The sequence below is a fragment of the Pseudomonas cedrina subsp. cedrina genome (assembly GCF_001983175.1).
Taxonomy (GTDB): Bacteria; Pseudomonadota; Gammaproteobacteria; order Pseudomonadales; family Pseudomonadaceae; genus Aquipseudomonas; species Aquipseudomonas cedrina.
Genome location: NZ_MNPW01000008.1, coordinates 24,716 through 40,766, shown reverse-complemented (window position 1 = coordinate 40,766; position 16,051 = coordinate 24,716). Strand labels below are relative to the sequence as shown.

22 protein-coding genes are annotated in these 16,051 nt (G+C 56.6%); 1 reads left to right on the top strand and 21 read right to left on the bottom strand.

Features of this window, described 5'->3' with window-relative positions:
• Nucleotides 1-61: 61 nt before the first annotated feature.
• Both BLL36_RS17475 and BLL36_RS17470 read right to left on the bottom strand, forming a co-directional pair.
• A complete protein-coding gene (locus BLL36_RS17475; protein ID WP_076952606.1) occupies nucleotides 62-589 on the bottom strand; it encodes a single-stranded DNA-binding protein in 528 nt (175 codons plus the stop codon).
• A 9-nt stretch (nucleotides 590-598) separates the two neighbouring features.
• Nucleotides 599-1,993 carry an MFS transporter gene (locus tag BLL36_RS17470; RefSeq protein WP_076952605.1) on the bottom strand — a complete coding sequence of 465 codons (1,395 nt, stop codon included), beginning with the start codon at nucleotides 1,991-1,993 and terminating at the stop codon, nucleotides 599-601.
• Nucleotides 1,994-2,171: 178 nt separating this feature from the next.
• Between BLL36_RS17470 and uvrA the strand changes: the two genes are divergently transcribed.
• Nucleotides 2,172-5,006, top strand: a complete 2,835-nt coding sequence (uvrA, locus tag BLL36_RS17465) for an excinuclease ABC subunit UvrA (RefSeq protein WP_076952604.1) — start codon at nucleotides 2,172-2,174, stop codon at nucleotides 5,004-5,006.
• Nucleotides 5,007-5,072: 66 nt separating this feature from the next.
• Here uvrA and bfr read toward each other — a convergent pair whose 3' ends face one another.
• The 19 genes from bfr to rplN form a co-directional block, all read right to left on the bottom strand.
• Nucleotides 5,073-5,537 carry a bacterioferritin gene (gene bfr / locus BLL36_RS17460; RefSeq protein WP_076952603.1) on the bottom strand — a complete coding sequence of 155 codons (465 nt, stop codon included), beginning with the start codon at nucleotides 5,535-5,537 and terminating at the stop codon, nucleotides 5,073-5,075.
• 155 nt (nucleotides 5,538-5,692) lie between these two features.
• A complete protein-coding gene (locus BLL36_RS17455) occupies nucleotides 5,693-7,141 on the bottom strand; it encodes a catalase (RefSeq protein WP_076952602.1) in 1,449 nt (482 codons plus the stop codon).
• A 233-nt stretch (nucleotides 7,142-7,374) separates the two neighbouring features.
• Nucleotides 7,375-7,761 (bottom strand): 50S ribosomal protein L17, encoded by a 387-nt coding sequence (gene rplQ / locus BLL36_RS17450; protein ID WP_007918448.1) that lies wholly within the window; start codon nucleotides 7,759-7,761, stop codon nucleotides 7,375-7,377.
• A gap of 41 nt (nucleotides 7,762-7,802) precedes the next feature.
• Complete coding sequence (locus tag BLL36_RS17445) at nucleotides 7,803-8,804, bottom strand: DNA-directed RNA polymerase subunit alpha (RefSeq protein ID WP_003176403.1); 1,002 nt, start codon at nucleotides 8,802-8,804, stop codon at nucleotides 7,803-7,805.
• Between the two features lie 22 nt (nucleotides 8,805-8,826).
• The gene (gene rpsD, locus BLL36_RS17440) at nucleotides 8,827-9,447 is read right to left on the bottom strand and encodes a 30S ribosomal protein S4 (protein ID WP_003176404.1); all 621 of its coding nucleotides are present in this window, start codon (nucleotides 9,445-9,447) and stop codon (nucleotides 8,827-8,829) included.
• 18 nt (nucleotides 9,448-9,465) lie between these two features.
• Nucleotides 9,466-9,855 carry a 30S ribosomal protein S11 gene (gene rpsK / locus BLL36_RS17435; protein WP_002555466.1) on the bottom strand — a complete coding sequence of 130 codons (390 nt, stop codon included), beginning with the start codon at nucleotides 9,853-9,855 and terminating at the stop codon, nucleotides 9,466-9,468.
• Nucleotides 9,856-9,885: 30 nt separating this feature from the next.
• Nucleotides 9,886-10,242, bottom strand: coding sequence for a 30S ribosomal protein S13 (rpsM, locus tag BLL36_RS17430; RefSeq protein ID WP_003210063.1), 357 nt, complete (start codon nucleotides 10,240-10,242; stop codon nucleotides 9,886-9,888).
• 129 nt (nucleotides 10,243-10,371) lie between these two features.
• A complete protein-coding gene (rpmJ, locus tag BLL36_RS17425; protein ID WP_002555468.1) occupies nucleotides 10,372-10,488 on the bottom strand; it encodes a 50S ribosomal protein L36 in 117 nt (38 codons plus the stop codon).
• Nucleotides 10,489-10,516: 28 nt separating this feature from the next.
• Entirely contained in the window at nucleotides 10,517-11,845 is a 1,329-nt protein-coding gene (secY, locus tag BLL36_RS17420; protein ID WP_003194637.1) for a preprotein translocase subunit SecY, read from the bottom strand.
• Nucleotides 11,846-12,283: a 50S ribosomal protein L15 gene (rplO, locus tag BLL36_RS17415; RefSeq protein WP_003176407.1), complete on the bottom strand. Its 438-nt coding sequence runs from the start codon at nucleotides 12,281-12,283 to the stop codon at nucleotides 11,846-11,848.
• Between the two features lie 3 nt (nucleotides 12,284-12,286).
• Entirely contained in the window at nucleotides 12,287-12,463 is a 177-nt protein-coding gene (rpmD, locus tag BLL36_RS17410; protein ID WP_003176408.1) for a 50S ribosomal protein L30, read from the bottom strand.
• A 2-nt stretch (nucleotides 12,464-12,465) separates the two neighbouring features.
• Entirely contained in the window at nucleotides 12,466-12,966 is a 501-nt protein-coding gene (gene rpsE / locus BLL36_RS17405) for a 30S ribosomal protein S5 (RefSeq protein ID WP_003176409.1), read from the bottom strand.
• Between the two features lie 3 nt (nucleotides 12,967-12,969).
• On the bottom strand, nucleotides 12,970-13,320 hold the full coding sequence (rplR, locus tag BLL36_RS17400) for a 50S ribosomal protein L18 (protein WP_003176410.1): 351 nt from the start codon (nucleotides 13,318-13,320) through the stop codon (nucleotides 12,970-12,972).
• 10 nt (nucleotides 13,321-13,330) lie between these two features.
• On the bottom strand, nucleotides 13,331-13,864 hold the full coding sequence (rplF, locus tag BLL36_RS17395) for a 50S ribosomal protein L6 (RefSeq protein ID WP_076952601.1): 534 nt from the start codon (nucleotides 13,862-13,864) through the stop codon (nucleotides 13,331-13,333).
• Between the two features lie 12 nt (nucleotides 13,865-13,876).
• Nucleotides 13,877-14,269, bottom strand: coding sequence for a 30S ribosomal protein S8 (gene rpsH / locus BLL36_RS17390; RefSeq protein ID WP_003176413.1), 393 nt, complete (start codon nucleotides 14,267-14,269; stop codon nucleotides 13,877-13,879).
• 207 nt (nucleotides 14,270-14,476) lie between these two features.
• Complete coding sequence (gene rpsN / locus BLL36_RS17385) at nucleotides 14,477-14,782, bottom strand: 30S ribosomal protein S14 (RefSeq protein WP_003176414.1); 306 nt, start codon at nucleotides 14,780-14,782, stop codon at nucleotides 14,477-14,479.
• Between the two features lie 13 nt (nucleotides 14,783-14,795).
• A complete protein-coding gene (gene rplE / locus BLL36_RS17380; protein WP_003176415.1) occupies nucleotides 14,796-15,335 on the bottom strand; it encodes a 50S ribosomal protein L5 in 540 nt (179 codons plus the stop codon).
• 20 nt (nucleotides 15,336-15,355) lie between these two features.
• Nucleotides 15,356-15,670, bottom strand: coding sequence for a 50S ribosomal protein L24 (rplX, locus tag BLL36_RS17375; protein WP_003176416.1), 315 nt, complete (start codon nucleotides 15,668-15,670; stop codon nucleotides 15,356-15,358).
• A gap of 11 nt (nucleotides 15,671-15,681) precedes the next feature.
• A complete protein-coding gene (gene rplN / locus BLL36_RS17370; protein ID WP_002555479.1) occupies nucleotides 15,682-16,050 on the bottom strand; it encodes a 50S ribosomal protein L14 in 369 nt (122 codons plus the stop codon).
• Between the last annotated feature and the right edge of the window lies 1 nt (nucleotide 16,051).

Below are 16,051 nucleotides of genomic sequence, written 5' to 3'. Positions count from 1 at the left end.
CCCTGGAGCGTGGCTCAGGGGCTTTCAGGTGACGCTCTACAACTTAGATTCGAAATTATCCCTAAAACGGAATATCGTCATCAAAGCTGTCGAAATCCGGAGCCGGTTGCGGGGCGGCCTGTTGTGGAGGCGGCGCCTGGCGCGACTGTTGCGGTGCCGACTGCTGCGGACGTGGAGCCTGCTGGCGTGGGGCCGGTGCGGACTGCTGGTAGTTATTGCCTGCGCCTTGTTGGTCGCCCTGCTGTGGACGGCCGCCCAGCAGTTGCATGGTGCCTTGCATGTCGACCACGATTTCAGTGGTGTAACGCTTGATGCCGTCTTTTTCCCACTCGCGGGTTTGCAGCTTGCCTTCGATGTACACCTGCGAACCTTTGCGCAGGTACTCACCGGCAATCTCCGCCACCTTGCCGAACATCGACACGCGGTGCCATTCGGTTTTCTCGACCTTCTGGCCGGTCTGCTTGTCGGTCCATTGCTCGCTGGTCGCCAGACTCAGGTTGGTCACGGCGTTACCGTTAGGCAAGTAGCGAACTTCGGGATCCTGGCCGCACGTACCGACCAATATGACTTTGTTAACCCCACGGGCCATAACGTTCTCCTAAGCTGGGCGCGCTGTCGGCACTGGGTTGACCAGTTGCTCGAGCGTCGCGCGATCCAATAATTCGGTGTCTAGTTTGATGTAGATGGCGGCTTCTTCAGCGACAACCACGGCATCGGTAACCCCGGTAACGGTCTTCAGGCGCTCGGCCAGGCCAGCTTCGCGCATCGCGTCGGGCGATAACGGCAAGCGCAGACTCGTCACATAGGGAGGTTCGCGCATGGTAACAGCAAAGGCCAGCCAAAGTGCAGCCAGCCCGGCGCATCCCAGGAAAACAACCGACAAACCGCCATGCTGGAACATCCAGCCACCCATGATGCCGCCCAGTGCGGAACCCAGGAACTGGCTGGTGGAATACACCCCCATTGCCGTGCCCTTGCCACCGGCCGGTGAAACTTTACTGATCAGCGAAGGCAATGAAGCCTCCAGCAGGTTGAACGCGGTGAAAAACACCACCGTGCCGGTTACCAGCGCCCGCAGGCTGTCGCCGAACTGCCAGAAGAATAGCTCAGTGAGCATCAGCGTCGCGACGGCGCCGAGCAAAACTCGTTTCATTTTGCGTTTTTTCTCGCCATAGATGATGAACGGGATCATGGCGAAGAACGAAATCAGCAGCGCGGTCAGGTACACCCACCAGTGCTGTTCCTTGGGCAGCCCGGCTTTTTCCACCAGCGCCAGGGGCAAGGCGACGAAGCTGCACATCAGCATTGCATGTAATACGAAGATACCTAAATCCAGGCGCAGCAGGTCGGGGTGCTTGAGCGTCGGCAAGAGCGCCTGGCGCGCGACGCCCGACTCGCGATGCTGCAGCGTACCGGTGGAGCGCGGCACCATGAAGGCCACTATCACGATGCCGAACAACGCCATGCCGCCAGTGGCCAGGAACAGCCCGTGCAGGCCGAACGCGCGGGTCAGCAAGGGGCCGACCACCATGGCCACGGCAAACGACAGGCCGATGGTCATGCCGATCATGGCCATGGCTTTGGTGCGATGCTGTTCGCGGGTCAGGTCGGAGAGCAACGCCATGACCGCGGCGGAAATCGCACCGGCGCCTTGCAGGATGCGTCCGGCGATCACGCCCCAGATGGAATCGGATTGAGCCGCGAGCACGCTGCCCAGGGCGAAGACGATCAATCCGAGGTAAATCACCGGACGGCGGCCGATGCGGTCGGAAATGATCCCGAATGGAATCTGGAAAATCGCCTGGGTCAGCCCATAGGCGCCAATTGCCAGGCCGATCAATGCGGGGGTCGCGCCTGCGAGATCCATTCCATAGGTCGCCAGCACCGGCAACACCATGAACATGCCAAGCATACGGAAGGCAAACACCAGGGCCAGACCGCTTGCCGCTCGGGTCTCGCCGCTACTCATGCGTTCGCTGTGGGGATCGTGCATGGAAAAACCTCGTGTGAACCGGCGGCGATTCTACCAGTCCCATCGATTGAGAGGGTATATGCGGCGCTTTGCCGCGCAGCTTTCATCCAAGGCTGCAAGTGGCCTTTTGACAGTGTATATTCATCCAGTCTTTAGCCGTATACTCCGGCATTATTTAAGCCCGCCGTGCGAGGCCATCTTGGACAAGATCCTGATTCGTGGGGCTAGAACCCACAACCTGAAGAACATCGACCTGACCCTGCCCCGGGACAAACTGATCGTCATCACCGGCCTGTCCGGGTCTGGCAAGTCATCGCTGGCGTTCGACACGCTGTATGCCGAAGGCCAGCGTCGCTATGTGGAATCCCTGTCGGCCTATGCCCGCCAGTTCCTGTCGATGATGGAAAAGCCCGACGTCGACACCATTGAAGGCCTGTCGCCGGCAATTTCCATCGAACAGAAGTCGACGTCCCATAACCCACGCTCCACCGTGGGCACCATTACTGAAATCTACGACTACCTGCGTCTGCTGTATGCACGCGTGGGTATTCCGCGTTGCCCGGACCACGATATTCCCCTGGAAGCCCAGACCGTCAGCCAGATGGTCGACCTAGTGCTGGCCCAGCCGGAAGGCGCCAAGCTGATGCTGCTGGCCCCGGTGATTCGTGAGCGCAAGGGTGAACACCTTTCCGTCTTCGAAGAGCTGCGTGCGCAAGGTTTTGTGCGCGCGCGGATCAACGGCAAGCTCTATGAGCTGGACGAAGCCCCCAAGCTCGACAAGCAGAAGAAGCACTCGATTGATGTGGTGGTCGACCGCTTCAAGGTACGCGCCGACCTGCAGCAGCGCCTGGCCGAATCGTTCGAAACCGCGCTGAAACTGGCCGATGGCATCGCCCTGGTGGCGCCGATGGACGACGAGCCGGGCGAAGAGATCATCTTCTCCGCGCGCTTTGCCTGCCCGATCTGCGGCCACGCCATCAGCGAGCTGGAACCCAAGCTGTTTTCCTTCAACAACCCGGCCGGCGCCTGCCCGACCTGTGACGGCCTCGGGGTCAAGCAGTTCTTCGACATCAAGCGGCTGGTCAACGGCGACCTGACGCTGGCGGAGGGGGCGATTCGTGGCTGGGACAGGCGCAACGTCTACTACTTCCAGATGCTGGGGTCGTTGGCGTCGCACTATAAGTTCAGCCTCGAACTACCGTTCAACCAGTTGCCGGCGGACCAGCAGAAGGTCATCCTCAACGGCAGCGGTTCGCAGAATGTCGATTTCAAGTACCTGAACGACCGTGGCGATATCGTCAAGCGCTCCCACCCGTTCGAAGGCATCGTGCCGAACCTTGAGCGCCGCTACCGCGAGACCGAATCGGCCAGCGTGCGTGAAGAGCTGGCGAAATTCCTCAGCACCCAGCCTTGCCCGGATTGCCGCGGTACACGCCTGCGTCGCGAAGCGCGGCATGTGTGGGTGGGCGAAAAGACACTGCCTGCGGTCACCAACCTGCCGATCGGCGATGCCTGTGAGTACTTTGGTGTACTCAAGCTGACTGGCCGCCGCGGCGAAATCGCCGACAAGATTCTCAAGGAAATTCGCGAGCGACTGCAGTTCCTGGTCAACGTCGGCCTGGATTACCTGTCGCTGGATCGCAGTGCCGACACGTTGTCGGGCGGCGAGGCCCAGCGGATTCGCCTGGCCAGCCAGATCGGTGCCGGCCTTGTGGGTGTGTTGTATATCCTCGATGAACCGTCGATTGGCTTGCATCAACGGGACAACGATCGCTTGCTGGGTACGTTGAAACACCTGCGCGATATCGGCAACACGGTGATCGTGGTCGAGCACGATGAAGACGCAATTCGCCTGGCGGATTACGTAGTCGACATCGGCCCGGGCGCGGGCGTGCATGGCGGACATATTGTCGCCCAGGGCACGCCTGCCGAAGTCATGGCGCATCCGGATTCGCTGACCGGCAAGTACCTGTCGGGCCGCGTGAAAATTGCGGTGCCGGCCAAGCGCACGCCGCGTAACAAGAAGATGGCGCTGCACCTCAAGGGCGCGCGTGGCAACAACCTGCGCAATGTCGACCTGGAGATTCCGCTGGGCCTGCTGACCTGTGTGACCGGTGTTTCCGGCTCGGGCAAATCGACGCTGATCAACAACACGTTGTTCCCCTTGAGTGCCACCGCCTTGAACGGCGCGACCACCCTTGAAGCGGCGCCCCACGACAGCATCAAAGGCCTGGAACTGCTCGATAAAGTCGTTGATATCGACCAGAGCCCGATCGGCCGTACGCCGCGTTCCAACCCGGCGACCTACACCGGGTTGTTCACGCCCATTCGCGAGCTGTTTGCGGGTGTTCCGGAATCCCGTTCGCGGGGTTACGGGCCAGGCCGTTTCTCGTTCAACGTCAAGGGCGGGCGCTGCGAAGCGTGCCAGGGCGATGGCTTGATCAAGGTGGAGATGCACTTTCTGCCGGATATCTACGTGCCGTGCGATGTGTGCAAGAGCAAACGCTATAACCGCGAGACCCTGGAGATCAAATACAAGGGCAAGAATATTCACGAAACCTTGGAAATGACCATCGAGGAAGCGCGGGTGTTTTTCGACGCGGTTCCAGCATTGGCGCGCAAGCTGCAGACGTTGATGGATGTGGGCCTGTCGTATATCAAACTGGGCCAGTCGGCGACCACGCTGTCCGGTGGTGAGGCGCAGCGGGTGAAGCTGTCCCGCGAGCTGTCCAAGCGCGATACCGGTAAGACCTTGTATATCCTCGATGAGCCGACCACCGGTCTGCACTTCGCGGATATCCAGCAACTGCTGGACGTGCTGCACCGCTTGCGTGACCACGGCAATACCGTGGTGGTCATCGAGCACAACCTGGATGTGATCAAGACCGCCGACTGGCTGGTGGACCTGGGGCCGGAAGGCGGTTCCAAGGGTGGCCAGATCATCGCGGTGGGCACGCCGGAGCAAGTTGCCGAGATGCCGCAGTCACATACCGGCTACTACTTGAAGCCGCTGTTGGAGCGCGACCGGGCCTGACTTTTTCGGGCCCAATGAAAAGCCCCTGTCACTTTGCAGTGACAGGGGCTTTTTCGTAGCCGGGAATCAGAACTGCGATTGCAGGTAATTCTCCAGGCCGATCAGCTTGATCAGGCCCAACTGCTTTTCCAGCCAGTAGGTGTGATCTTCTTCAGTGTCATTCAACTGCACTCGCAGGATTTCCCGCGTGACGTAGTCGTTGTGCTGCTCGCAGAGCTCGATGCCCTTACAGAGCGCGGCACGCACCTTGTACTCCAGGCGCAGGTCGGCAGCGAGCATGTCAGGTACCATGGTGCCCACATCCAAGTCATCCGGACGCATACGCGGCGTGCCTTCAAGCATGAGGATACGGCGCATCAGTGCGTCGGCGTGCTGTGCCTCTTCTTCCATCTCGTGGTTGATACGTTCGTAGAGCTCGGTAAAGCCCCAGTCTTCGTACATGCGCGAGTGGATGAAATATTGGTCACGAGCCGCCAGTTCGCCCGTCAGCAACGTGTTGAGGTAATCGATTACGTCGGGGTGACCTTGCATCGCCCTACATCTCCCTGCTTTAAAGGCTGTAGTTTGAACCAAGCTGACTCGAAGGTCACGGGACCAACGGCAGAAAAGTGAAGGTTTTCGGAGAAAAGTAGCTGAAATAACGCAAAAACCGCCCAAATGAGGGCGGTTCTGCTTATCGTTTAGAGTTAGTTAAGCGATACGCCCAGTGCTTTTGCGATTGCTTCTCCATAAGCAGGATCTGCCTTGTAGAAGTGCTGCAACTGACGCTGGACCACATCACTGGAAACGCCCCCCATTGCGCCCGCGATGTTGCTGGTGAGCAAGACTTTTTGCTCATCATTCATCAGGCGGAACAGCGCACCGGCGTGACTGTAGTAATCGGTGTCTTCACGGTGATCATAACGGTCTGCGGCACCGCTCAAGGCCAAAGCCGGCTCTGCATACTGAGGTGCCTGCTTCGGCGCATCGGCGTAGCTGTTCGGCTCATAGTTGGGCGCTGCACCACCGTTGCTGCCGAATGCCATCGAGCCGTCGCGCTGGTAGCTGTTCACTTGATTGCGCGGGGCGTTCACCGGCAGATGCTGGTGATTGGTGCCCACGCGGTAGCGGTGGGCATCGGCGTACGCGAACACACGACCTTGCAGCATGCGGTCCGGCGACAGGCCCACACCTGGAACCATGTTGCTCGGGCCGAAAGCAGCCTGCTCAACTTCAGCGAAGTAGTTTTGCGGATTGCGGTTGAGCTCCAGTTCACCAACCTCGATCAAAGGGAATTCTTTCTGCGACCAAGTTTTGGTCACATCGAAGGGGTTCTCATAATGAGCGTTCGCCTGGGCTTCGGTCATGATCTGGATGCAGACGCGCCATTTCGGGAAATCACCGCGCTCGATCGCGCCGAACAGATCGCGCTGGGCGTAATCAGGGTCGGTGCCGGCCAGGCGTGCAGCTTCAGCCGGCGCCAGGTTCTTGATGCCTTGCTGGGTCTTGTAGTGCCACTTGACCCAATGACGCTCGCCACTGGCGTTGATCAGGCTGTAGGTGTGGCTACCAAAGCCGTGCATGTGACGATAGCCGTCGGGAATGCCACGGTCCGAAAACAGAATGGTGACCTGGTGCAGCGCCTCCGGGGAATGCGACCAGAAGTCCCACATCATCTGCGCGCTTTTCAGGTTGCTTTGCGGCAGGCGCTTCTGGGTGTGGATGAAATCCGGGAACTTTAATGGGTCGCGGATGAAGAACACTGGGGTGTTGTTACCCACGATGTCCCAGTTGCCTTCTTCGGTGTAGAACTTCAACGCAAAGCCACGTGGATCACGCTCGGTGTCGGCCGAACCGCGTTCGCCACCTACGGTTGAAAACCGCAGGAAGGTCGGGGTTTGCTTGCCAATAGCTTCAAACAGCTTGGCGCTGGTGTATCGAGTGATGTCTTGGGTGACGGTGAAGGTGCCGTAAGCGCCCGACCCCTTGGCGTGCACACGACGCTCGGGGATGTTCTCGCGGTTGAAGTGCGCGAGCTTCTCGATCAGGTGGAAGTCATCGAGCAGCAATGGGCCGCGCGGGCCCGCAGAACGGGAATTCTGGTTATCCGCAACGGGTGCACCGCTGGCGGTGGTAAGGACTTTATTCTGGCTCATGCGCAATTTCCTTAGGTCGGGCTTCGAACTGCCGGCTAATCGGCTTGGGAGGAGTATTGATCATCAGCATGACGGCTACAAATTTATTAAATTGTCGGCATCAATAGAAAATAACTACCAACAGGCCCCTTATAGTGCCGAGCGCTACCCAGGGAAGCTTGTACAAATCGCGCTTTTATTACGCGCACAAAAAACCGGGCGCTAGGCCCGGTTCTTCGATACAGCTTATCGGCTTACTCGGCGCTTACAGCTTCACCGGCAGTAGCACGATCAACCAACTCGACGTACGCCATAGGCGCGTTGTCGCCAGTGCGGAAACCGCACTTGAGGATGCGCAGGTAGCCACCCTCACGGGTAGCGTAACGCTTGCCCAGGTCGTTGAAGAGCTTACCAACGATAGCTTTCGAACGAGTACGGTCGAAAGCCAGACGGCGGTTAGCCAGGCTGTCTGTCTTGGCCAAAGTGATCAGCGGCTCAGCAACGCGACGCAGTTCTTTAGCTTTCGGCAGTGTAGTTTTGATCAGCTCGTGCTCGAACAGCGACACCGCCATGTTTTGAAACATGGCCTTGCGGTGCGAGCTGGTACGGCTCAGGTGACGACCACTTTTACGATGACGCATGGTTCATTCCTTACCAAACTCACGTTCGGTGATTACGACGATCAGGCAGTCGCCTTGTCGTCCTTCTTAAGACTTGCAGGCGGCCAGTTGTCGAGGCGCATGCCGAGGGACAGACCGCGGGAGGCCAGAACGTCCTTGATTTCAGTCAAGGATTTCTTGCCCAGGTTCGGAGTCTTCAACAGCTCTACTTCGGTACGCTGAATCAGGTCACCGATGTAGTAGATGTTTTCCGCCTTAAGGCAGTTAGCCGAACGTACAGTCAGTTCCAGATCGTCAACCGGGCGAAGCAGGATCGGATCGATCTCGTCTTCCTGCTCGATTACCACTGGTTCGCTGTCACCTTTGAGGTCGACGAACGCAGCCAACTGCTGTTGCAGAATGGTTGCAGCGCGGCGGATAGCCTCTTCAGGATCCAGAGTACCGTTGGTTTCCAGATCAATAACCAGCTTGTCCAGGTTAGTACGCTGTTCGACACGGGCGTTTTCCACCACGTATGCGATACGGCGAACCGGGCTGAACGAAGAGTCAAGCTGCAAGCGACCAATGCTGCGGCTTTCGTCTTCATCGCTCTGACGCGAGTCGGCCGGTTCATAACCACGACCACGAGCTACGGTGAGCTTCATGTTCAGGGCGCCGTTAGACGCCAGGTTAGCGATTACGTGATCGGGGTTAACGATCTCGACATCATGATCCAGCTGAATATCGGCAGCGGTAACCACCCCCGAACCCTTCTTCGACAAGGTCAGCGTAACTTCGTCACGGCCGTGCAGCTTGATAGCCAGACCTTTAAGGTTCAACAGGATTTCAATTACGTCTTCCTGTACACCTTCGATGGCGCTGTACTCGTGGAGCACACCGTCAATCTCGGCCTCGACTACTGCACAGCCGGGCATTGAGGACAACAGGATGCGGCGCAGCGCGTTGCCCAGGGTGTGGCCAAAACCACGCTCGAGAGGCTCGAGAGTGATCTTGGCGCGGGTTGGACTGACAACCTGCACATCAATGTGGCGGGGTGTCAGGAACTCATTTACCGAAATCTGCATGGATGCACCTATTTTCTAGCCCTTACTTGGAGTAGAGCTCGACAATCAGGCTTTCGTTGATGTCGGCGGACAGATCACTGCGAGCAGGAACGTTCTTGAAAACGCCCGACTTCTTCTCAGTGTCTACTTCTACCCATTCTACGCGGCCACGTTGGGCACACAGATCGAGAGCTTGGACAATGCGAAGTTGGTTTTTAGCTTTCTCGCGAACTGCGACCACGTCACCAGCACGAACCTGGTAGGACGGAACGTTTACGGTCTGCCCGTTAACGCTGATCGACTTGTGCGATACCAACTGACGGGATTCGGCACGAGTCGAACCAAAGCCCATACGGTATACAACGTTGTCCAGACGGCATTCGAGCAGTTGCAGCAGGTTTTCACCGGTTGCACCTTTCTTGCCAGCAGCTTCTTTGTAGTAGCCGCTGAATTGACGCTCGAGAACGCCGTAGATACGACGGACCTTCTGCTTTTCACGCAGTTGGGTGCCGTAATCGGACTGGCGACCGCGGCGTTGGCCGTGGATACCAGGTGCTGCTTCGATGTTGCACTTCGATTCGATCGCGCGCACGCCGCTCTTCAAGAAGAGATCGGTGCCTTCGCGACGAGCGAGTTTGCATTTTGGACCAATGTAACGAGCCATTCTTTACAATCTCCTGGATTACACGCGGCGCTTCTTCGGCGGACGGCACCCGTTGTGCGGGATTGGCGTCACGTCGGTGATGCTGGCGATCTTATAGCCACAGCCGTTCAAAGCACGGACAGCAGACTCACGACCTGGACCTGGACCTTTGACGTTAACGTCGAGGTTTTTCAGGCCGTATTCCAGCGCAGCTTGGCCAGCACGTTCAGCAGCTACTTGAGCAGCAAACGGGGTGGACTTGCGGGAACCGCGGAAACCCGAACCACCGGAGGTAGCCCAAGAAAGCGCGTTACCTTGACGGTCGGTGATGGTCACGATGGTGTTGTTAAAAGATGCATGGATGTGGGCGATGCCATCAACCACTGTCTTTTTAACTTTTTTACGAGGACGAGCAGCAGGTTTTGCCATGATAATTTTCCTGTCGATTCGCGTGGGCGATTACTTGCGGATCGGCTTACGCGGACCTTTACGGGTACGCGCGTTAGTCTTGGTACGCTGACCGCGTACTGGAAGACCACGACGATGACGCAGACCGCGGTAGCAACCGAGGTCCATCAAACGCTTGATTTTCATGTTGATTTCGCGACGCAGGTCACCTTCAGTGGTGAACTTCGCCACTTCGCCACGCAACAGCTCGATCTGCTCGTCGCTCAGATCCTTGATCTTTGCGGCTGGGTTTACCCCAGTATCTGCGCAAATTTTCTGCGCAGTAGTGCGACCAACACCATAGATGTAGGTCAGCGAGATAACAGTGTGCTTGTTATCTGGAATGTTAACGCCTGCAATACGGGCCATTCAGTGGGACTCCAATTGACAGCTACCTACGCCCCGGAAGCCAAGAAATAGGGCGCGAGATAATATCGCTGTAATAACAAATAATCAACCCGGCAGCGCACTAGCTGCCGGGCTTCAAGCGGATCACATTCAGCCTTGGCGCTGTTTGTGACGCGGTTCCGCGCTGCAAATTACTCGAACAACACCTTCGCGGCGAATAATCTTGCAGTTACGGCACAGCTTTTTCACCGATGCACGAACTTTCATCACCAACTCCTCGAACCTTATGGGGTACTCAGCGCAACATGCCGCTGCCGTAGCCCTTCAGGTTGGCTTTCTTCATCAGGGATTCGTACTGGTGCGAAACGAGGTGCGATTGTACTTGGGACATGAAGTCCATCACAACCACGACCACGATCAGCAACGAGGTCCCGCCAAGGTAGAACGGAACGTTTGCTGCAACCACCAGGAACTGGGGAAGCAGACACACGGCCGTCATATATAGAGCACCGAACAGGGTCAAACGAGTCAGAACGCCATCAATGTAGCGCGCAGACTGCTCACCTGGACGAATACCCGGAATAAAGGCACCGGACTTCTTCAGGTTTTCCGCTACGTCTTTCGGATTGAACATCAACGCCGTATAGAAGAAGCAGAAGAAAATAATCCCTGCACTAAACAGCAGAATATTCAACGGCTGACCAGGAGCGATCGACTGAGAGAGGTCCTGCAGCCAGCCCATATTTTCGGACTGACCAAACCAGGTACCCAACGAAGCCGGAAACAGCAAAATGCTGCTCGCGAAAATTGCCGGAATAACGCCGGCCATATTCACTTTCAGCGGCAAGTGGCTGGTCTGCGCAGCAAAGACCTTACGGCCCTGCTGACGCTTGGCGTAGTGAACAGCAATACGACGCTGACCACGCTCAATGAACACCACAAAACCGATAATCGCTACTGCCAGCAAACCGATGGCAACCAGGGCGAAGATATTGATATCACCCTGTCGTGCAGACTCGAAAGACTGCCCGATTGCTCTCGGAAGACCGGCGACGATACCTGCGAAAATCAACATCGAGATACCGTTGCCAACACCACGCTCAGTAATCTGCTCACCCAGCCACATCATGAACATCGCACCAGCCACAAAAGTGGATACCGCGACGAAATGGAAGCCAAAGTCACCAGTGAACGCAACGCCCTGCCCGGCCAGGCCAACGGACATGCCGATAGCTTGAACCAGGGCGAGAACGACAGTGCCGTAGCGGGTGTACTGGCTAATCTTGCGACGACCAGCTTCACCTTCCTTCTTCAACTGCTCCAACTGCGGGCTGACGGCGGTCATCAATTGCATGATGATCGATGCCGAAATGTACGGCATGATCCCCAGTGCAAAGATGCTCATCCGTTCCAGCGCGCCGCCGGAAAACATGTTGAACAAGCTAAGAATGGTCCCCTCATTCTGTCGAAACAGGTCTGCGAGTCGGTCCGGGTTGATACCTGGAACCGGGATGTGTGCGCCTATTCGGTAGACGATAATCGCCAGGAACAGAAAACGCAGACGAGCCCAAAGTTCAGACATACCGCCTTTGCCGAGCGCTGAGAGAGCACCTTGCTTAGCCATTTATTCCTCGAACTTGCCGCCAGCTGCTTCGATAGCCGAACGCGCACCTTTGGTGGCGCCGATTCCCTTGCCGATAGTGACAGCGCGAGTCACTTCACCGGACAGCATGATTTTCACACGCTGTACGTTGACGTTGATCACGTTGGCATCTTTCAGGGTCTGCACAGTAACGATGTCGCCTTCCACTTTAGCCAGCTCGGACAGACGCACTTCTGCGCGGTCCATGGCCTTCAGGGATACGAAACCGAACTTAGGCAGGCGACGATGCAGCGGCTGTTGACCGCCTTCAAAGCCTGGAGCGATGGTGCCACCGGAGCGGGAGGTTTGACCTTTGTGGCCACGGCCACCAGTCTTACCCAAACCGCTACCGATACCACGGCCCGGACGATGCTTTTCGCGGCGGGAACCCGGCGCTGGACTCAGATCATTGAGTTTCATCGATTAACCCTCTACACGCAGCATGTAGTAAGCCTTGTTGATCATCCCGCGATTCTCGGGAGTATCCTGGACTTCTACAGTGTGACCGATGCGACGCAGACCCAGACCTTTAACGCACAATTTGTGGTTAGGGATGCGGCCGGTCATGCTTTTGATCAGCGTTACTTTAACGGTAGCCATGATCAGAAGATCTCCTTGACAGTCAAGCCGCGCTTGGCAGCAATGGACTCAGGAGATTGCATAGCTTTCAGACCCTTGAAAGTGGCGTGAACCACGTTTACAGGGTTAGTCGAGCCGTAGCACTTGGCCAGAACGTTCTGGACGCCAGCAACTTCGAGGACAGCACGCATAGCGCCGCCAGCGATGATACCGGTACCTTCAGAAGCAGGCTGCATGTACACCTTCGAAGCGCCATGGGCGGACTTCATTGCGTACTGCAGCGTGGTGCCGTTCAGATCAACTTGGATCATGTTGCGGCGAGCAGCTTCCATTGCCTTCTGGATCGCGGCAGGCACTTCACGTGACTTGCCACGGCCGAAGCCAACACGCCCCTTACCATCACCCACCACGGTCAACGCGGTGAAAGTGAAGATACGGCCGCCTTTAACGGTTTTGGCTACGCGGTTAACTTGAACCAGCTTCTCAATGTAGCCTTCGTCGCGCTTTTGGTCGTTATTTGACATAACTTAGAACTCCAGCCCAGCTTCACGAGCAGCATCAGCCAGCGCTTTAACGCGGCCGTGGTACTTGAAGCCAGAGCGGTCGAAAGCCACTTGCGAGACGCCAGCGGCCTTAGCACGCGTAGCGACCAGCTGGCCAACCTTAGTGGCCGCGTCGATGTTGCCGGTGGCACCATCACGCAGTTCTTTATCCAAAGTCGAGGCGCTTGCCAGGACCTGGTTGCCGTCGGCCGAGATGACCTGGGCGTAGATGTGCTGCGACGAGCGGTACACGCAGAGACGCACGACTTCGAGTTCGTGCATTTTCAGGCGTGCTTTGCGAGCGCGACGCAGTCGAGTAACTTTTTTGTCGGTCATTTGCTATGCCCTACTTCTTCTTGGCTTCTTTACGACGGACGACTTCGTCCGCGTAGCGCACACCTTTGCCTTTGTACGGCTCTGGTGGACGGAAGTCGCGGATCTCAGCGGCCACCTGACCTACCAGCTGCTTGTCGATGCCCTTGATCAGGATATCGGTTTGGCTAGGGGTCTCAGCGGTGATGCCTTTCGGCAGTTCGTAATCCACTGGGTGCGAGAAGCCAAGGGCAAGGTTCAGAACCGTGCCTTTTGCTTGCGCTTTGTAACCAACACCGACCAGCTGGAGCTTGCGCTCGAAGCCTTGGCTTACGCCTTGGACCATGTTGTTTACCAACGCACGCGTGGTACCGGCCATTGCGCGAGTTTGTTGATCGCCATTGCGAGCAGCGAAACGCAGCTCACCAGCTTCTTCAACGATCTCAACGGACGAATGGATGTTCAGTTCAAGAGTGCCCTTGGCACCCTTCACCGAAAGCTGTTGGCCTGCGAATTTGACTTCGACACCGGCTGGCAGCTTAACGGGGTTCTTAGCGACGCGTGACATGCTTATCCCCCCTTAGAACACAGTGCAAAGAACTTCGCCGCCGACACCGGCAGCGCGCGCAGCACGATCCGTCATCACACCTTTGTTGGTGGAGACGATAGACACGCCCAGACCGCCACGAACTTTCGGCAGATCTTCAGCGGACTTGTACTGACGCAGGCCTGGACGGCTAACGCGCTTCACTTCTTCGATGACCGAACGGCCTTCGAAGTATTTCAGCTCGATGGACAGCAGAGGTTTGATTTCGCTGCTGATCTGATAACCCGCAATGTAGCCTTCGTCTTTAAGGACTTTGGCAACAGCTACCTTCAATTTGGAAGATGGCATGCTTACGACGGACTTTTCAGCCATCTGGGCATTACGGATACGAGTTAGCATGTCCGCTAACGGGTCCTGCATACTCATGGCTAGACGCTCCTAATACAAAAAAATTAGCCTTGCGGCTACATATGTCGCCGAGAATCTCCGAGCATAAAACACACGGGCTCAGGCGAGCCGCGTATTTTAGACACACTGCGGAAATGAAACAAGCCCCAAAAGGGGCTTGTTCCAGATTCAAGGTCACCGGCGGTCAGTATCTTGCGATACCAACCGCCTTGACGCTGAAAGTACTTACCAGCTGGCTTTAACCAGACCTGGTACGTCACCACGCATTGCCGCTTCACGCAGTTTGTTACGGCCGAGGCCGAACTTGCGGTAAACGCCGTGTGGACGACCGGTCAGGCGGCAGCGGTTACGCATGCGCGAGGCGCTTGCGTCACGTGGCTGCTTCTGCAGGGCAACTGTAGCTTCCCAACGCGCTTCTGGACTTGCGTTCAGATCAACGATGATTGCTTTCAGTGCTGCACGCTTCTTGGCGTACTTGGCAACCGTGAGCTGACGCTTCAGCTCGCGATTTTTCATGCTCATCTTGGCCATGGTCCTACTCCAATCAGTTGCGGAACGGGAATTTGAAAGCACGCAACAGGGCGCGACCTTCATCATCGTTCTTGGCAGTGGTGGTCAGGGTGATGTCCAGACCGCGGAGAGCATCGATCTTGTCGTAGTCGATTTCCGGGAAGATGATCTGCTCTTTCACGCCCATGCTGTAGTTACCACGACCATCGAAGGACTTGGCATTCAGGCCGCGGAAGTCGCGAACCCGAGGCAGGGAGATCGACAGCAGACGATCCAGGAATTCGTACATACGCTCACGGCGCAGAGTCACTTTGACGCCGATCGGCCAGCCTTCGCGGACTTTAAAGCCAGCGATGGATTTCCGAGCGTAAGTCACAACGACTTTTTGACCGGTGATCTTTTCCAGGTCAGCAACAGCGTGCTCGATGACTTTTTTGTCACCGACCGCTTCGCCCAAACCCATGTTCAGGGTGATTTTGGTAACGCGTGGAACTTCCATCACGTTCGAAAGCTTAAGTTCTTCCTTAAGCTTCGGTGCGATTTCTTTCCAGTAAATCTCTTTTAGTCGTGCCATGGTCTTCTACCTAGCAGTGTTCAAGCATCAACCGCTTTTTGGGTCGACTTGAAGACACGAATTTTCTTGCCATCTTCTACTTTGAAACCAACGCGGTCAGCCTTGTTGGTTTCGCCGTTGAAAATGGCGACGTTAGAAGCGTCCAGTGGAGCTTCTTTTTCGACGATACCGCCTTGCACGCCCGACATCGGGTTAGGCTTGGTATGACGCTTGACCAGGTTCAGACCACCGATAACCAGACGGTTATTAGCGAGAACCTTAAGCACCTTACCGCGCTTACCTTTGTCTTTGCCGGCGATCACGATGATCTCGTCGTCACGACGAATCTTTTGCATGTCGGATCTCCTTACAGCACTTCTGGGGCGAGCGAGACGATCTTCATGAACTTCTCAGTACGAAGTTCACGGGTCACTGGCCCAAAGATACGGGTGCCGATAGGCTCTTGCTTGTTGTTCAGAAGAACAGCAGCGTTGCCATCAAAGCGGATAATGGAGCCATCAGCACGACGTACGCCGTGACGAGTGCGGACTACAACAGCAGTCATCACTTGGCCTTTTTTCACTTTACCGCGAGGAATTGCTTCCTTGACAGTAACCTTGATGATGTCACCGATACCAGCGTAACGACGATGGGAGCCACCCAGCACCTTGATGCACATAACGCGGCGAGCGCCGCTGTTATCGGCCACATCGAGCATGGATTGAGTCTGAATCATA

What these genes read in the sequence shown, in the direction of transcription:
- BLL36_RS17470 (WP_076952605.1), bottom strand. Translation starts at nt 1,993, where the DNA reads ATGCACGATCCCCACAGCGAACGCATGAGTAGCGGCGAGACCCGAGCG.
- rplR (WP_003176410.1), bottom strand. Translation starts at nt 13,320, where the DNA reads ATGACCGACAAAAAAGTTACTCGACTGCGTCGCGCTCGCAAAGCACGC.
- rpsD (WP_003176404.1), bottom strand. Translation starts at nt 9,447, where the DNA reads ATGGCTCGTTACATTGGTCCAAAATGCAAACTCGCTCGTCGCGAAGGC.
- rpmD (WP_003176408.1), bottom strand. Translation starts at nt 12,463, where the DNA reads ATGGCTACCGTTAAAGTAACGCTGATCAAAAGCATGACCGGCCGCATC.
- rpmJ (WP_002555468.1), bottom strand. Translation starts at nt 10,488, where the DNA reads ATGAAAGTTCGTGCATCGGTGAAAAAGCTGTGCCGTAACTGCAAGATT.
- bfr (WP_076952603.1), bottom strand. Translation starts at nt 5,537, where the DNA reads ATGCAAGGTCACCCCGACGTAATCGATTACCTCAACACGTTGCTGACG.
- rplN (WP_002555479.1), bottom strand. Translation starts at nt 16,050, where the DNA reads ATGATTCAGACTCAATCCATGCTCGATGTGGCCGATAACAGCGGCGCT.
- rpsN (WP_003176414.1), bottom strand. Translation starts at nt 14,782, where the DNA reads ATGGCCAAGATGAGCATGAAAAATCGCGAGCTGAAGCGTCAGCTCACG.
- rplO (WP_003176407.1), bottom strand. Translation starts at nt 12,283, where the DNA reads ATGAAACTCAATGATCTGAGTCCAGCGCCGGGTTCCCGCCGCGAAAAG.
- rpsM (WP_003210063.1), bottom strand. Translation starts at nt 10,242, where the DNA reads ATGGCCCGTATTGCAGGCGTTAACATTCCAGATAACAAGCACACTGTT.
- rpsE (WP_003176409.1), bottom strand. Translation starts at nt 12,966, where the DNA reads ATGTCAAATAACGACCAAAAGCGCGACGAAGGCTACATTGAGAAGCTG.
- rplX (WP_003176416.1), bottom strand. Translation starts at nt 15,670, where the DNA reads ATGCAAAAGATTCGTCGTGACGACGAGATCATCGTGATCGCCGGCAAA.
- BLL36_RS17445 (WP_003176403.1), bottom strand. Translation starts at nt 8,804, where the DNA reads ATGCAGATTTCGGTAAATGAGTTCCTGACACCCCGCCACATTGATGTG.
- rpsK (WP_002555466.1), bottom strand. Translation starts at nt 9,855, where the DNA reads ATGGCAAAACCTGCTGCTCGTCCTCGTAAAAAAGTTAAAAAGACAGTG.
- BLL36_RS17455 (WP_076952602.1), bottom strand. Translation starts at nt 7,141, where the DNA reads ATGAGCCAGAATAAAGTCCTTACCACCGCCAGCGGTGCACCCGTTGCG.
- secY (WP_003194637.1), bottom strand. Translation starts at nt 11,845, where the DNA reads ATGGCTAAGCAAGGTGCTCTCTCAGCGCTCGGCAAAGGCGGTATGTCT.
- rplE (WP_003176415.1), bottom strand. Translation starts at nt 15,335, where the DNA reads ATGGCACGACTAAAAGAGATTTACTGGAAAGAAATCGCACCGAAGCTT.
- rplQ (WP_007918448.1), bottom strand. Translation starts at nt 7,761, where the DNA reads ATGCGTCATCGTAAAAGTGGTCGTCACCTGAGCCGTACCAGCTCGCAC.
- BLL36_RS17475 (WP_076952606.1), bottom strand. Translation starts at nt 589, where the DNA reads ATGGCCCGTGGGGTTAACAAAGTCATATTGGTCGGTACGTGCGGCCAG.
- rplF (WP_076952601.1), bottom strand. Translation starts at nt 13,864, where the DNA reads ATGTCACGCGTCGCTAAGAACCCCGTTAAGCTGCCAGCCGGTGTCGAA.
- rpsH (WP_003176413.1), bottom strand. Translation starts at nt 14,269, where the DNA reads ATGAGTATGCAGGACCCGTTAGCGGACATGCTAACTCGTATCCGTAAT.